This window comes from Microbacterium sp. zg-B96 (assembly GCF_030246865.1).
Taxonomy (GTDB): domain Bacteria; phylum Actinomycetota; class Actinomycetes; order Actinomycetales; family Microbacteriaceae; genus Microbacterium.
Genome location: NZ_CP126738.1, coordinates 2,485,804 through 2,501,616 on the forward strand (window position 1 = coordinate 2,485,804; position 15,813 = coordinate 2,501,616).

At 70.1% G+C, this 15,813-nt stretch carries 11 protein-coding genes and 1 other RNA gene; 2 read left to right on the plus strand and 10 right to left on the minus strand.

Annotation, left to right across the window (positions count from 1 at the left end):
* Window positions 1-2: 2 nt before the first annotated feature.
* The 5 genes from QNO11_RS11635 to QNO11_RS11655 all read right to left on the minus strand — a co-directional run bounded on the left by QNO11_RS11635 (window position 3) and on the right by QNO11_RS11655 (window position 7,319).
* Entirely contained in the window at window positions 3-1,475 is a 1,473-nt protein-coding gene (locus QNO11_RS11635; protein ID WP_257508121.1) for a malate:quinone oxidoreductase, read from the minus strand.
* Between the two features lie 98 nt (window positions 1,476-1,573).
* The gene (locus tag QNO11_RS11640) at window positions 1,574-2,644 is read right to left on the minus strand and encodes an aspartate-semialdehyde dehydrogenase (protein ID WP_257508120.1); all 1,071 of its coding nucleotides are present in this window, start codon (window positions 2,642-2,644) and stop codon (window positions 1,574-1,576) included.
* A gap of 203 nt (window positions 2,645-2,847) precedes the next feature.
* Window positions 2,848-4,134: an aspartate kinase gene (locus tag QNO11_RS11645; RefSeq protein ID WP_257508119.1), complete on the minus strand. Its 1,287-nt coding sequence runs from the start codon at window positions 4,132-4,134 to the stop codon at window positions 2,848-2,850.
* 278 nt (window positions 4,135-4,412) lie between these two features.
* Complete coding sequence (gene recR, locus QNO11_RS11650; RefSeq protein WP_257508118.1) at window positions 4,413-5,006, minus strand: recombination mediator RecR; 594 nt, start codon at window positions 5,004-5,006, stop codon at window positions 4,413-4,415.
* Between the two features lie 3 nt (window positions 5,007-5,009).
* Window positions 5,010-7,319, minus strand: a complete 2,310-nt coding sequence (locus QNO11_RS11655; protein WP_257508117.1) for a DNA polymerase III subunit gamma and tau — start codon at window positions 7,317-7,319, stop codon at window positions 5,010-5,012.
* 99 nt (window positions 7,320-7,418) lie between these two features.
* Between QNO11_RS11655 and QNO11_RS11660 the strand changes: the two genes are divergently transcribed.
* Window positions 7,419-8,102, plus strand: a complete 684-nt coding sequence (locus QNO11_RS11660; RefSeq protein WP_257508116.1) for a hypothetical protein — start codon at window positions 7,419-7,421, stop codon at window positions 8,100-8,102.
* A 98-nt stretch (window positions 8,103-8,200) separates the two neighbouring features.
* Here the strand turns inward: QNO11_RS11660 and QNO11_RS11665 are convergent, their stop codons facing one another.
* From QNO11_RS11665 to pta, 4 genes are read right to left on the minus strand one after another with little or no spacing between them, the layout of a single operon-like run.
* The gene (locus tag QNO11_RS11665; protein WP_257508115.1) at window positions 8,201-10,753 is read right to left on the minus strand and encodes a glycoside hydrolase family 65 protein; all 2,553 of its coding nucleotides are present in this window, start codon (window positions 10,751-10,753) and stop codon (window positions 8,201-8,203) included.
* Between the two features lie 36 nt (window positions 10,754-10,789).
* Window positions 10,790-11,521, minus strand: a complete 732-nt coding sequence (locus QNO11_RS11670) for an HAD family hydrolase (protein ID WP_257508114.1) — start codon at window positions 11,519-11,521, stop codon at window positions 10,790-10,792.
* Window positions 11,522-11,568: 47 nt separating this feature from the next.
* Window positions 11,569-12,807, minus strand: coding sequence for an acetate/propionate family kinase (locus QNO11_RS11675; RefSeq protein WP_257508113.1), 1,239 nt, complete (start codon window positions 12,805-12,807; stop codon window positions 11,569-11,571).
* Window positions 12,804-14,936, minus strand: a complete 2,133-nt coding sequence (gene pta / locus QNO11_RS11680) for a phosphate acetyltransferase (protein ID WP_257508112.1) — start codon at window positions 14,934-14,936, stop codon at window positions 12,804-12,806. The genes QNO11_RS11675 and pta overlap by 4 nt, the downstream gene beginning before the upstream one ends.
* Before the next feature lie 106 nt (window positions 14,937-15,042).
* On the opposite strand from pta, the gene QNO11_RS11685 reads away from it, so the two are divergent.
* Window positions 15,043-15,606, plus strand: coding sequence for a dihydrofolate reductase family protein (locus tag QNO11_RS11685; RefSeq protein ID WP_257508111.1), 564 nt, complete (start codon window positions 15,043-15,045; stop codon window positions 15,604-15,606).
* Between the two features lie 29 nt (window positions 15,607-15,635).
* On the opposite strand, the gene ffs is transcribed toward QNO11_RS11685, so the two are convergent.
* Window positions 15,636-15,732, minus strand: an RNA gene (ffs, locus tag QNO11_RS11690) — signal recognition particle sRNA small type.
* Window positions 15,733-15,813: the final 81 nt, after the last annotated feature.

Consider the following 15,813-nt stretch of genomic DNA (forward strand, 5'->3'; position numbering starts at 1 on the left):
CGCTAGGGGTGGATGCCGAGGGCAGCGGCCGTGGCGGCCATCGACGCCCGCGCGGCATCCGGTCGGGCGTTGAGCGTCTCGCCGTAGCTGGGGATCAGCTCCCGCAGCCGCGGCTCCCACTCGTCGACACGGTCGGGGAAGCAGTCCTTCAGCAGGCCGAGCATGATCGACGCCGCCGTCGAGGCCCCGGGTGAGGCGCCCAGCAGGCCCGCGATCGAGCCGTCCGCGGCCGCGATCACTTCGGTGCCGAACTGCAGCACACCGCCCTTGTCGGGATCCTTCTTCATCACCTGGGCACGCTGGCCGGCCTGGATGAGCTCCCAGTCGGCATCCTTGGCCGTCGGCACGAAGTCGCGCAGGCTGTCGACCTTCTTCGCGTGGTTCTTGGCCAGCTCCCCCACGAGGTAGGTCAGCAGCGACGGGTTGTCGATGGCGACCTTGATCATCGGGAAGAGGTTGCCCGGGCGCACCTGGGTGATGATGTCCAGGAACGAGCCGGTCTTGAGGAACTTGGGACTGAACGTGGCGAACGGCCCGAACAGCAGCGATGCCTCACCGTCGACGACGCGGGTATCCAGGTGGGGCACCGACATGGGAGGGGCGCCGACGGATGCCTGCGAGTACACCTTCGCCTTGTGCTTGGCCACGACAGCGGGGTTCGAGGTCTTGAGGAACTGCCCGCCGATGGGGAACACGCCGTAGCCGGATGCCTCGGGGATCCCGGAGCGCTGCAGCAGCTTGAGTGCCCAGCCGCCGGCGCCGACGAAGACGAAGCGGGCGTTGATGCTTCCGGGCGTGCGGCCGATGGTGTTGCGGTACGACACCTTCCAGGTGCCATCCTTCTGCTTCTTCAGACGCTTCACCTCGCGGTTGGTGACGACCTCGACGCCCTGCTCCTTCAGGTGGGCGAACATCTGCCGGGTGAGCGCCCCGAAGTCGATGTCGGTACCGGCCGGCACGCGCGTGGCCGCGAACGGTTCGCCCTTGCGGCGGTGCTCCATCAGCAGCGGTGCCCACTGGTGGATGACGCGGGAGTCCTCGCTGTACTGGATGCCCTCGAACAGCGGCTGTCCCTTGAGCGCCTCGTAGCGCTTCTTGAGGTACGCGACGTCCTTCTCCCCGCGGACGAAGGTCATGTGCGGGGTCTCGTTGATGAACGTCGACGGATCATCCAGGATGCCGCGTTCGACCAGCGACGCCCACAGCTGCCGACTCTGCTGGAACTGCTCGTTGATGGCGATCGCCTTGGCGGGATCGACGGAGCCGTCCTTGCCCTCGGGCATGTAGTTCAGCTCGCAGAGGGCGGCGTGTCCGGTGCCGGCGTTGTTCCAGGCGTTGGAGCTTTCCAGCGCCACATCGCCCAGCCGTTCGTAGACGACGATCTTCCAGTCTGGCTGGAGTTCTTTGAGGAGGGTGCCCAGGGTGGCGCTCATAATTCCGCCCCCGACCAGCACGGCATCGTACGTCTCGATCACGATGAGCCAGTCTAGTTGGCCTTGGGAGGGGCGCCGGACCGCGCGGCATCCAGCATTCGCCGCCGCATGCCGCCGCGTGCCGGCGCGTGCGGTGTGCGTCAGGCGGTGACGCCGAGGCGCGCGGCGACGATCTCGGCGATCTGCACGGCGTTGAGGGCGGCGCCCTTACGCAGGTTGTCGTTGCTGATGAACAGCACCAGACCCTTGCCCTCGGGGGCGGACTGGTCCGCGCGGATGCGGCCGACGAAGGCCGGATCCTTGCCCGCCGCCTGCAGCGGCGTGGGGACTTCTTCGAGCACGACACCGGGGGCGGATGCCAGGATCTCGCGGGCCCGCTCCGGCGTGATGTCGCGGGCGAACTCGGCGTGGATCGACAGCGAGTGGCCGGTGAACACGGGCACGCGCACGCACGTGCCGGCGACGCGGAGGTCCGGCAGCTCGAGGATCTTGCGGCTCTCGTTGCGCAGCTTTTTCTCTTCGTCGGTCTCGTTGAGGCCGTCGTCGACGATGGAGCCGGCAAGCGGGATCACGTCGAACGCGATGGGGGCGATGTACTTCTCCGGCTGCGGGAAGTCGACGGCCGAGCCGTCGTGCACGAGGCGCAGCGTGTCGCCCTGCGCGAGGACGCCCTCGACCTGGCCGAGCAGTTCTTCGGCGCCGGCGATGCCCGAGCCCGACACCGCCTGGTAGGTGCTGATGATGAGCCGCTCCAGGCCCGCCTCGGCGTGGAGGGGCTTGAGCGCCGGCATCGCGGCCATGGTCGTGCAGTTCGGGTTGGCGATGATGCCCTTGGTCGCCTCGGCGATGGCGTGCGGGTTGACCTCGCTCACTACGAGCGGCACGTCGGGGTCCATGCGCCAGGCGCTGGAGTTGTCGATGACCACGGCGCCGGCCGCGGCGAACCGGGGGGCGTGCGCGCGGGAGCCGGTGGCGCCGGCGGAGAACAGGGCGATGTCGATGCCGGCGGGGTCGGCGGTGGCGACGTCTTCGATGATCACGGTGTGGCCGCCGAACTCCACGGCCGTGCCGGCGGACCGGCTGGTGGCCAGCAGCCGCAGCTCGCTGATCGGGAAGGCCCGCTCGGCCAGGATGTCGCGCATGACCGTGCCGACCTGGCCGGTGGCGCCCACGACGGCGACGGTGAGTCCTGAATCGGAGATGCGGGTCATGGTGGATCCTTGCGTGGCGCCGGGGTGCGGGGTGCGGTCGTGCCCGAGTGGGCGGTGCCGCGATTCTACCCGGCGCGGTCGGGCAGGGGGCGGTCGGAGGCATCCGTCACCAGCGCAGGCGAACTCCCGGAAACAGGACGATTCCGGCCGGAACGTCCTGCGTCGGTGAGTCTTCCTGTGGTGGGGAGAGGATGGATGCCGCGTCAGCGACCGGTGCCGGCATGCACGACGGCTTCGCCGTCGCCGTCGAGGCCGTATGCGGTGTGCACGACGCGTGCCGCGGCGGCCAGGTCGTCGCCGCGGACGACGACCGAGATGCGGATCTCCGAGGTGGAGATCATCTCGATGTTGATGCCTGCCGTGCTCAGCGCCTCGAACAGCGTCGCCGAGACCCCGGAGTGCGTCCGCATGCCGGCGCCGACGACGGAGAGCTTGCCGATCTGGTCGTCGTGCACGAGGTTCTCGAACCCGATGTCGCCCTGGTCGGCGGCAAGGGCACGCAGCGCGGTGGCGGCGTCGCTCTTGGGTAGCGTGAAGGAGATATCAGTGCGACCGGTGGTGGCCGCCGACACGTTCTGCACGATCATGTCGACGTTGGCGCCTGACCGGGCGACGACCTTGAAGATCTCGGCGGCCTTGCCAGGCACGTCGGGAACGCCGGTGACGGTGACCTTGGCCTGCCCGAGGTCGGTTGCGACTCCCGCGACGATCGGCTCTTCCATCTCTGCTCCCTCTTCGCGGTCCGGCATGCTCATCCCGGGCGCAAGCACATAGGTGCCGACGCCCGACGAGAACGTCGACCTTGCGTGGATCATGACGCCGTGGCGGCGGGCGTATTCCACCGCACGGATATACAGCACCTTGGCGCCGTTGGCGGCCATCTCGAGCATCTCTTCGCTGCTGACGACGCTGAGCTTCTGGGCCTTGGGCACCACGCGCGGATCGGCGGTGAAGACGCCGTCGACGTCGCTGTAGATCTCGCACACGTCGGCGTTGAGCGCAGCGGCGAGGGCGACGGCGGTGGTGTCGGAGCCGCCGCGGCCGAGCGTGGTGATGTCGCGGGTGTCGCGGTTGAACCCCTGGAACCCGGCGACGATGACGATCGCGCCCTCGTCGAGCGCTTCCCGCAGCCGCACCGGGGTCACATCGACGATGCGGGCCGCGCCGTGCGTGGCATCCGTGATCATGCCCGCCTGGCTGCCGGTGAACGAGCGCGCCTCGAACCCCATCGAATGGATCGCCATCGCCAGCAGCGCCATCGAGATGCGCTCACCGCTGGAGAGCAGCATGTCCAGCTCGCGGGGTGCCGGCATGGGGGCGACCTCGTGGGCGAGGTCGAGCAGTTCGTCGGTGGTGTCGCCCATCGCGCTGACGGCGACGACCACTTCGTGGCCGGCGCGGCGCGCGTCGACGATGCGCTTGGCGACGCGCTTGATGCTCTCCGCGTCGGCGACCGATGAGCCGCCGTACTTCTGCACGATCAACGCCATAGGGAAAGCTCCAAGGGATGGTGGCGCACGCGCGCCCGACGCTCCATTCTATGGATCCCGCCATTCCCGCTCTGCCATGTGACGGCGCCCGGGCGTCGCGAGCGTAGGAGATGTAGCGACGGTAGGACCGATCACCGCGGAAACGTCCTACGCCGGGCACATCTCCTACGCTCGGCACGCGGCGCGCGCGGCGCATCCGGCGACGATGGATGCCGGCGACTAGGACTCGACGGCGTAGAGCAGCCATCCCCGGGCGCCGATGTGGCGCCCGGTGTGGGTCACATCGAGCGGCGACCCTCGAACGCGCGCCCCAGTGTCACCTCATCGGCGTACTCGAGGTCTCCGCCGACGGGCAAGCCCGATGCGAGACGGGTCACGCTGATCTCCAGCGTGTGCAGCAGGCGGCTGAGGTAGGTCGCGGTGGCCTCGCCCTCGAGGTTGGGGTTCGTGGCCAGGATCACCTCCTGCACGGTGCCGTCTGCCAGGCGTTGCATGAGCTGCGTGATGCGCAGGTCGTCGGGTCCGATGCCGGCGATGGGGCTGATCGAGCCGCCGAGCACGTGGTAGAGCCCGCGGAACTCGCGGGTGCGCTCGATGGCCGACACATCCTTGGCATCCTCGACGACGCAGATGAGGGTGGGATCGCGCCGCGGGTCGCGGCAGATGCCGCACCGGTTCTGCTCGGAGACGTTGCCGCAGACCTCGCAGAAGCGCACCCGCTCGCGGATATCGCTCAGCAGCGACGCCAGCCGTGCGACGTCGAAGTTGGGGGTCTGCAGGATGTGGAAGGTGATGCGCTGGGCAGACTTCGGACCGATGCCGGGCAGGCGCCCGAACTCGTCGATCAGATCCTGGACGATGCCGTCGTACATGGCTTAGTTGAACCTCGTCGGCGGGGTGTACGGCTCTTCGCGCACGAAAGTGGCGCCGAGCATCTGGCGCACGACCGGCTCGCCGTAGCGCTCCACTCCCCCGCGCGTCGCGATCGGACGGCTCGTGACGACCACCGGCGGCACGGGCACGTCGACGGGGACATCGGGGACGTCCGGCTCGTCGGCGTCTTCGGGCTCCGGGGGCGCGACGACATCCGCCGGCAGCACGTCACCCTCGCGCACCGGCGCGAGTGTGGCCACGCGTGCTCGGGCGGCGGCATCTTCGGGCTCGTCGTCGACGGCGAACTGGGCGGGAGCCACCGGCACGGTGGGGTCGTCGGCGGGAATAGCCGCGACCGCCCACTGCGTGACGGGCGCCGACGCGGATGCCGGTGCGGGCGCGGCCGGACCGGCGGACGGGACCCGCGAGCCGCCGGAGCCCCCACCGTCGCGGGGACCGCTCGGGGCGGGTCCGGATCCTTCGGGGCCGGCCGACGGCGGACCCGGCGGAACGGCGCCGGCGGGCGGCGGCGTGGGGTCGGTGTCGTGGCGGGCGATGTACTTCACGCGGATGCCGAGCACCTGCTGGATCACGCCGCGCAGGTCTTCGCTGGGCCCCTGGCCCGCCTGCAGCTTCTTGAACGCCGTGACGTCGGCCTGGCTCTGGAACGCCAGCGTCAGCACGTCGTCGTCGAACGCGGCGACGCGGGCGACAGTGGCCACCAGCCACGACGTGCGGCTGACGTTCTCGAGGCGCTTGAGGATCTCGGGCCACGCGTCGCGGACGTGTGCGTAGGTGATGGGCCCGGCAGGGACGACGGGGGCATCGGCGGCCGCCGCGTCGGGTCCGGGGTCGGGCACGGTCGGGTCGGGACCGTGCTCCTCTTCGTCGTACGGCGGCGCGTCGGAGGGATCGGCGGGTGCCGTGTCGGTGAGGGGAGCAGCGGATGCCGCTGCGGACGTCGCCGGCGGTGCGGCGGCCGGCGGCGCGGCGGGCGCAGCGGCGGCGGCAGGAGCAGCGGCGGAAGCCGGAGCGGCGGCAGGGGCAGGCGCTGCAGCAGGCGCGACCGGGCGCTCCTGCCGAGGCGCAGGCGCGGCCGCGGGCGCCGCAGTCGGTGCCGGCACGCCAGGCGCAGCGACCGGCGCAGCCGCGGTGGGAGCCGCGACACCCGCACCCGCAGGCGCACGCCCGGCGGGTGGGGTCTGCGCCAGCACGCGCGCGACCAGCAGTTCCAACTGCAGCCGCGGCGACGTCGCCCCGGTCATGTCGTCGAGGGCCGCGACCACCAGGTCGGCCGTGCGAGACAGGCGCTCGGTGCCGAAGACACCGGCCTGCCGGCCCATGCGCTCGAGTGCGTCTTCCGGGACGCCGCGCAGCACTCCGGCGGCGCCGTCACCGGTGGCGGCCACCACGATCAGGTCGCGCAGGCGCTCGAGCAGGTCGTCGACGAAACGACGCGGGTCCTGGCCGGTCTGGATGACGCGGTCGACGGCGGCGAAGGCACCGGCGGCGTCACCGGAACCGAAGGCCTCCACCACTTCGTCCAGCAGTTCGGCGTGGGTGTAGCCCAGCAGCGCCACGGCGCGCTCGTAACGCACGCGCACGGCGCCGTTCTCTGCGGCATCCGACCCGGCGATCAGCTGGTCCAGCAGCGACAGGGTGTCACGCGGCGACCCGCCACCGGCCCGGACGACCAGCGGCAGCACGCCGGTTTCGACTTCCACGCCCTCCTGCGTGCACAGCTCCTGCACGTAGTCGAGCATCGGCCCGGGCGGGACGAGCCGGAACGGATAGTGGTGGGTGCGCGAGCGGATCGTGCCGATGACCTTTTCGGGCTCGGTGGTCGCGAAGATGAACTTGATGTGGTCCGGCGGCTCTTCGACGAGCTTGAGCAGCGCGTTGAAGCCCTGCGGCGTCACCATGTGCGCCTCGTCGAGGATGAAGATCTTGAACCGGTCGCGGGCGGGCGCGAAGATCGCGCGCTCGCGCAGGTCGCGCGCGTCGTCGACGCCGTTGTGGGATGCCGCATCGATCTCGACCACATCGAGCGAACCGCCACCGCCGCGGCCGAGTTCGACGCAGCTCGGGCAGGTGCCGCACGGGGTGTCGGTCGGTCCCTGGGCGCAGTTGAGGCAGCGGGCGAGGATGCGCGCAGACGTGGTCTTGCCGCAGCCGCGCGGGCCGGAGAACAGATACGCGTGCCCGATACGGTCACCGCGCAGTGCGGTCATGAGCGGGTCGGTGACCTGGGACTGCCCGATCATCTCGCCGAACGCCTCGGGACGGTAGCGGCGATAGAGGGCGGTGGTCACTTCACTAGCCTACGGCGTGCCCACGACATCGCGCCCGGCACAATTCCCAGGCTCGAATCGGACCTGTCGCGTGTCCGCCGCCTGCGGGAGACTTCCTGCATGGCACACCGCCCATCCCGCCGCCCGCTCCCGACCACCCGCGCCAGGGCGATCGTGGCCGCGGTACTGGCGGCATCCGTCGCGGCATCCGGAATGCTCGTCGCCTGCACCCCGCGCATCCGCGCACCTGCCACCCCCACCGCGACGGTCACGCCGACCCCGACGACACCGGCGCCGCGGCCCGATGCGACCATCCCGGAATCCCCCGACAGCGCCGACGCGGCACTGTCGTGCACCGACGACCTCGCGGCGTGGATCCTGGGCGAATCCGGGCTCATCGCCGACGAGCGCGTCGCGACGCCCGCGCCGAGCGACCCGACGGTGGACTTCACCCGGCTCGCCGCCCCCGCCTGCGCGTTCCGCGGCACCCACCGCTCCTTCACCGACATCGACGAGCTCGAGGCGACCTCGGATGTGCGGGCGTGGGTCCTTCCGGATGCCGCGGCGGCCGCGGCCCACGCCGACGCCGCCATCGCCGTGCTTGAGGCCGCCGGCTACACCACGACGTCCCGGAAGGACGGCACGGACCCCGCCGCGCATCTGCTGCGCGTGGTGGGGACCGAGGTCGCCGATGAGAGCGTCGTGCTCACGCGGGACCACGTCCCGTCGGTGCGCGGCCTCGGCGCCGACGCGGGTCCGGTGGCCGTCGTGGTCGGGGTGGTCACCTTCGCGACCGTCGGCTGACGCCGCGCGACCGCGCCCGCGCCCCCGACAACCCGCACAGCCGAACGGCCGGCGCCAGGGACCTCACGTGGCCCCGCCGCCGGCCGTTCATCGGGTGCTTACGTGTCGGCCCGGACGTTCGCGTCGTCGCCGGACAGCAGTTCCTCGTCGGAGATGACGGGGATGGAGCTGGTGAGGGTGGGGATCGACGCCGACAGGAAGGTGCCGTCGTCGCGACGGGCATCCTCGATCTGGCGCAGCGACGGGCGGCCGGGGATGTTCGGCCCCTGCCCCTGCAGCGGCACCACGAGCGTCTCGCCGCCGGCGATCACGTGGCCCGCACCCCGCACCGACAGCACGATCGGTCCACCGGGGCCGGCGCTCAGCGTGATCGCGTCTGCGGTGATCTCCACGTCCAGCCGCGTGCCGTGCCACAGCAGCGAGTAGGACAGCGACGGCCAGTCGGCCGGCAGGCGCGGGTCGAACGACAGGTCGCCGAAGTGATCGCGCATGCCGCCGAATCCCGACACCAGCGCCGTCCACACCCCGCCGGCCGATGCCACGTGCACGCCGTCGGAGGCGTTGTGGTGCAGGTCGCCGAGGTCGACGTAGATCGACTCCAGGAAGTACTCCAGCGCGAGTTCCTGATAGCCCACTTCCGCCGCCAGGATCGACTGCACGACCGCCGACAGGGTGGAATCCCCCGTCGTCAGCGGGTCGTAGTAGTTGAAGTCGGCGAGTTTCTCCTCGTCGGTGAAGTGGTTGCCCTGCAGGAACAGGGCCAGCACGACGTCGGCCTGCTTGAGCACCTGGTAGCGGTAGATCACCAGCGGATGGAAGTGCAGCAGCAGCGGCCGGCGGTCCGCCGGAGTCTTCTCCAGGTCCCAGACTTCCTTCTCCAGGAACACGTGGTCCTGCGGGTGGATGCCGAGCGCCTCGCTGAACGGGATGTGCATGGCATCGGCCGCGCGATCCCACGACTCCGCCTCACCCGGTTCCAGTCCCAGCCGGTCCGCCGCCAGCTGGTACGCGTCGGGCGCGTCCTGCTGCATGTCGCGGATCGTCCGCGCCGCGAAGCGCAGGTTGAAGCGGGCCATGACGTTGGTGAACAGGTTGTCGTTGACGACGGTGGTGTACTCGTCGGGCCCGGTGACGCCGTGGATGTGGAACGTGTCGCCGTCGGCGTCATCGTCGTCGTCATGGATGCCGTCGCTCGTGCGCCAGAAGCCCAGCGTCGCCCACAGGCGCGCCGTCTCCACCGCGATGTCCACGCCGTCGGTGTAGAGGAAGTCGAGGTCGCCGGTGGCGCGCACGTACTTGGCCAGCGCAAAACACACGTCGGCGTTGATGTGGTACTGCGCGGTGCCGGCGGCGTAGTACGCCGACGCCTCCTCGCCGTTGATCGTGCGCCACGGGAACAGCGCGCCGGCCTCGTTCAGCTGGGCGGCGCGTTTGCGGCCGGCCGGCAGCATGAGGTACCGCATGCGCAGGGCGTTGCGCGCCCACCGCGGGGTCGTATACGCCAGGAACGGGAGCACATAGATCTCGGTGTCCCAGAAGTAGTGGCCGCTGTAGCCCGACCCCGTGACGCCCTTGGCCGGCACGCCCATGCCGTCGGCGCGGGCCGCGGCCTGCGCCAGCTGGAACAGGCACCAGCGGGCCGCCTGCTGCAGGTCGTCGTGACCGGCGATCTTGACGTCCGAGCGCTCCCAGAAGTCGGCGCACCACTGGCGCTGCTGCTCGAACAAGGCGGGCACGCCCACGCTCTGCGCGCGATCCAGGGTGCGACGGCACCGGTCGACGAGTTCCCGCGCCGGCACGCCGCGGGACGTGTGGTAGGTCACGATCTTGGTCACCGTGGTGGGCACGCCCGCCTTGGCCTGCACGCGGTACAGGTTCTTGGCGATGTCGGGCTCGATGAGGCCCCGTACGTCGTACTCGTTCTCGGTCTCGATGATGTGGTCGGCGGCGACGGCGAGGGTCATCCCCGACGCCGTCACGCGGTACGACAGCGCGGTGCGCGCGCCGTCCTGCCAGTAGTCCTGCGGCTGCAGCACCCGCTCCTGCATCCGATCGGCCTTGCGTGGGTCGAAGCCGGCGCGGCGCGGCGTGACGGCGGTGCCGCCGTAGACGTCCTCGCCGTCCTGGCGGTTGACCAGCTGGCAGTTGATCGTGACGGGGGCGTCGGCGTTGAGCACGGTGACGGTGATGGACATCACCGAAAGGTGCTTCTCCTCGAACGACACCATCCGCTCGAAGTCGATCTGCACCTCCTTGCCGCTGGGAGTCACCCACAGCACGTGGCGGCGCAGCACCCCGTCGCGCATGTCGAGCACCCGCTCGTACTCGCGGACGTCGGCGATGTCCAACGACAGCGGCTCGTCCTCGACGTAGATGCGCATGACCTTCGCGTCGGGGGCGTTGATGATGGTCTGCCCGACCTCGGCGAACCCGTACGCCTGCTCGGCGTGACGGATCGGGAAGGTCTCATGGAACCCGTTGATGAACGTGCCGTGCTCATGACCGTGCAGCCCCTCGGGCTGGTTGCCGCGCATGCCGAGGTACCCGTTGCCGACGGCGAACAGGGTCTCGGTCACACCGACGTCCTCGAGCGAGAAGTTCTTCTCGACGAGACGCCAGGGGTCGACGGGGAAGCGATCGCGGTCGATCATGGGGGGCCTTCCGGGTGTTGTCAGGTTCGGGAAAAGTCAGTCGAGGAAGGCGTCGAGGTCGTCGACGACCACGTGGGCACCGGCGTCGAGGAGCACCTGCGCCCCCACGCCGCGGTCGACCCCCACGACGAGGGCGAAGCCACCGGCAGCGGCGGACTGCACGCCGCTGTGGGCGTCTTCGATCGCGGCGCTGCGGGCGGGGTCCACGCCCAGCATCTGCGCGGCGACGAGGAACATCTCGGGTGCGGGTTTGCTGGGGATGTGCTCGCGCTCGGCCACGAGGCCGTCCATGATCACCGGGAACCGGTCGATGAGCCCGGCGACGGTGAGCACTTCGCGGGCGTTCTTCGAACTCGACACGACCGCCACCGGCATCCCTGCCGCCTGCAGCTTGTCCAGCAGTCGCAGCGACCCCGGGTACGGCGCAATGCCCTCCTCGCGCAGCACCCGCTCGAACACGATGTTCTTGCGGTTGCCGATGCCGCACACCGTGTCGGCGGTCGGCGGGTCCGACGGGTCGCCCCAGGGGACTTCCACGTCGCGGCTGCGCAGCAGGCTCGCGACGCCGTCGTAGCGCTTCTTGCCGTCCAGGCTCTGGAAGTAGTCACGCTCGGTGTACGGCGGAGTGATGCCCCACGCCGTGAACAGTTCCGTGAACATCGCCTGCCAGGCGTGCATGTGCACTTCGGCGGTCGGAGTCAGCACCCCGTCCAGGTCGAAAAGAACGGCGTCGTAGGAGGTCAACTCGGGAAGAGTGCGTGTGGACACTCAGTCAGCGTAGTCGCGCATTCTGTACGCCGGAATGCGCGTGCGCGTCACAGCCCGGCGACGACCTCGAGCGCCTGGCGGGCGATCTCGAGCTCTTCGTTGGTGGGGACGACGAGCACCGTGACCGCGGAGTCGTCGGCGGAGATGACGCGGATGCCGCGACCTCGTGCCTCGTTGCGCTCCGGGTCCAGCTTCACACCGGCGAAACCGAGCGTCGAGACGGCCCCGGCACGCACGATCGGGGAGTTCTCGCCCACGCCGGCGGTGAACACGATCACGTCGACCCCGCCCAGCTGGGCCATGTAGGAGCCCGCGTAGGCGCGCAGCCGGTGCAGGTACACGTCCATCGCGAGCGTGGCATCCTCGTCACCGGCTCCGACCCGTTCTTCCAGGTCGCGCATGTCGGTGACCCCGGCCAGCCCCAGCACGCCGCTGGTCTTGTTGAGCATGTCGTCGAGGTCGTCGATGGTCATCCTGGCGCGGCGGGCGAGGTGGAACAGCACCGCCGGGTCGATGTCGCCCGAGCGGGTGCCCATGACCAGGCCCTGCAGCGGCGTGAGGCCCATCGAGGTGTCGACCGACTTGCCGCCGTCGACGGCGGTCGCCGACGCGCCGTTGCCGAGGTGGAACACGACCTGCTTGAGTTCCTCCAGCGGTCGGCCGAGGAACTCCGCTGCGGTGCGGCTGACGTATTTGTGGGACGTGCCGTGGAACCCGTAGCGGCGGATACGGTGCGCCTCGGCCAGGTCCTTGTCGATCGCGTAGGTGTAGGCGGCCGGCGGCAGCGTCTGGTGGAACGCGGTGTCGAAGACGGCGACGTGCGCGAGCTCGGGGAACGCGGCCTTGGCGGCACGGATGCCCTGCAACGCACCGGGGTTGTGCAGCGGCGCGAGCACCGACAACTCGTCGATGTTGATCTCCACGAGGTTGGACACCAGCGTCGGCTCGAAGAAGCGCGCCCCGCCGTGCACGACGCGGTGACCGACGGCGACCGGCGGGTTCTCCGTCAGCGACGGCCCCCACTCGGCGAACGCGGCGAGCATCACGCCGAAGCCGGTGGTGTGGTCGGGGATCGGCAACTCACGGGTGTACGTGGCAGCCGTCGCCGTCACTGCCTCGGTGCCCCCGCCCGAAGGCAGGCCCATGGTGACCTTGTGCTTGGCGGCGCCGATCGACTCGCCGATGCGCTCGACCAGACCCGAGGCGAGGACGCGCCCGTCCTCCGGTTCGACCAGCTGGTATTTGAACGACGATGATCCGCTGTTGACGACGAGCACGACGCTCATGCGGTTGCCTCTCCCTGCGCTTGGATCGCAGTGATGGCGATCGTGTTGATGATGTCGTCGACGAGTGCGCCGCGCGACAGATCATTGATGGGCTTGTTGAGCCCCTGCAGCACCGGGCCGATGGCGATGGCGCCGGCCGAGCGCTGCACAGCTTTGTAGGTGTTGTTCCCGGTGTTCAGGTCGGGGAAGACGAACACCGTCGCCCGGCCGGCGACGCTGGAGCCGGGCATCTTCTTGGATGCCACGGCGGCGTCGGTTGCCGCGTCGTACTGGATCGGTCCCTCCACCGGAAGCTGCGGCGCGCGCTCGCGCACGAGCACGGTGGCCGCCCGCACCTTCTCCACGTCGGCACCGGTACCCGACTCGCCTGTCGAGTAGGACAGCATCGCCACGCGCGGTTCGATGCCGAACTGCGACGCCGTCGCCGCGGACGACACCGCGATGTCGGCGAGCTGTTCGCTCGTGGGGTCGGGGATCACGGCGCAGTCGCCGTAGACGAGCACGCGGTCGGCGAGCGCCATCAGGAACACGCTCGAGACGACCGAGACGCCCGGCTTGGTCTTGATGATCTCGAACGCCGGCCGGATGGTGTGCGCCGTGGTGTGCGAGGCGCCCGAGACCATGCCGTCGGCCAGGCCCAGGTGCACCATCATCGTGCCGAAGTACGACACGTCGGTGACGGTGTCGGCGGCGCGCTCGTAGGTCATGCCCTTGTGCGCGCGCAGTCGGGTGTACTCCTGCGCGAACTTGTCCACGTACTCGCCGTCGAACGGGCTGATGATGTCGGCGCCGGTCAGGTCGATACCCAGGTCCCGGGCGCGGCCCCGCACATCGGTCTCCTTGCCGAGGATCGTGACGTCGGCGATGCCGCGGGTGAGCACGGTGGCCGCGGCGCGCAGCACGCGGTCGTCGTCGCCCTCGGGCAGCACGATGCGGCGACGGGCGCTGCGGGCACGCTCCATCAGGCCGTATTCGAACATCAGCGGCGTGACGACGGTGGTCTTGGCCACCCCGAGTGCCTGGGTGAGATCTTCGGTGTCGACGTGCTTCTCGAACAGGGCAAGCGCGGTGTCGTACCGGCGCGGCGAGTCGGCGGCGAGGCGCCCGCGGGCGCCCATGACGCGCACCGCGGTGTCGTAGGTGCCGAGGTCGGTCGCGATGATCGGCAGCGTCGACCCCAACCCGTCGATCAGGCTGTCGATCGTCTCCGGCAGCGGGAACGGGCCGTTGAGCACGACCGCGGCCACCGACGGGAAGGTACCCGATGTGTGAGCCAGCAGCGTCGCCAGTAACACCTCGGTACGGTCGGCGGGGATCACCACGACGGCCGACTCGGTCAGCCGCGGCAGCACGTTGACCATCGACATGCCCGCCACGACGATGTTCACCACCTCGTGGGTCAGCATCTCGGGGTCGCCCTTGACCAGCGTGCCCTCGAGCGCGTGCAGGATGTCGCGCACCGACGGGGCGACGAGGTACAGATCTTCCGGGATCGCCCGCACCGGGATATCGCGGCCGGGGAGCGCTGCGGCGACGGCGGCGGTGAGGGCGTCGACGGTCTCGCCGAGGCGATCGGCGTCGGCACGGTTGGCGACGACGGCGAACAGGTCGGCGCGCCCGTGGGCAAGTTCGGCGAGGCCGAGCGAGGTGATCTGCCCCATCTCCTCGGGGGTGCGGGCGATGGTGGTGCCCAGCTGCTCGCTCTGACCTTGGAGGTCACGCCCACCGACGACCAGCAGCACCGGGACGCCGAGGTTCGCGGCGATGCGCGCGTTGTAGGCCAGTTCGGCCGGGCTGCCGACGTCGGTGTAGTCGCTGCCGACCACCACGACCGCGTCGCACTGCCGCTCGACGGCCTTGAACCGCTCGACGATCGTCGCCAGCGACCCCTCCGGGTCGGCGCGGACGTCGTCGTAGGTGACGCCGATGCACTCGTCGTACTCGAGGTCCACCCCGTCGTGGTCGAGCAGCATCTCCAGCACGTAGTCGCGCCGGTCCGTCGACCGTGCGATCGCGCGGAACACCCCCACCCGGGGGGTCGCCCGGCTCAGGGCGTCCAGCACCCCGAGCGCGATGGTGGACTTGCCGGAATGACCTTCGACCGAGGTGATGTATATGCTCTGCGCCACACGCCCACCCTAGGCGGGCCCCCGCCGGGCGAACAGGCAGGGGTCCGTGAATAATCCCGACGGCCCCCCCTTGCGGGTGTGCGGGGCCGCCCGGTTGAGTGTGCGCATGGGTAGCGTCATCTACTCCGTCGCCTCCTCGCTCGACGGCTATCACACCGATCTGCAGGGCGATTTCAGTTGGACCGTCCCCGACGACGAGGTGATCGCCGCACTCACGGCGGACGCGGCATCCGTCAGCACCTACCTCTACGGGCGCCGCATGTACGAGACGATGGCGGTGTGGGAGACGGAGCCGTCCGCCGCCGCGCAATCGCCGGAGTCGGCCGCGTACGCCCACACCTGGAAGCGCGCCCGCAAGGTCGTGTTCTCCTCGACGCTGGGAGCGGTGTGGACCAAGCGCACGCGGCTGGAGCACACCCTCACCGCCGAGGCGATCGAGCGGGCCAAGGCCGAGTCGCACGGGGACCTGACCATCGAGGGGCCGACCATCGCCAAGAGCGCGCTGCACATGGAACTGGTCGACGTGGTGGAGTTGCTGCTGTGCCCCGTCGTCCTCGGGGGCGGCATGCGCGTGTTCCCGGAAGGACTGTGGCTGGGGCTGCGCCTGGTACGCGAACGGGCGTTCGGCAACGGCATGGTGCAGATCACTTACGAGCGCAGTCGCTCCTGACCCTCGCACGGCGACAGTGCCGGGGGGAAGATTAAGACTCTCCGCGAACCCGGCAGAGCCTGGTTACCCTTGCTACGTTTCCGTCCTGGGGGAGTTGGCCTGGATGCCGCCTCGCGGAGAGCTGACACCAGTGTATCCCGATCGACCCACCGGTCGCGCCCGCGGGATACGATCGGGGCAGCGACGCATCGATGCGCCGCACCCCGC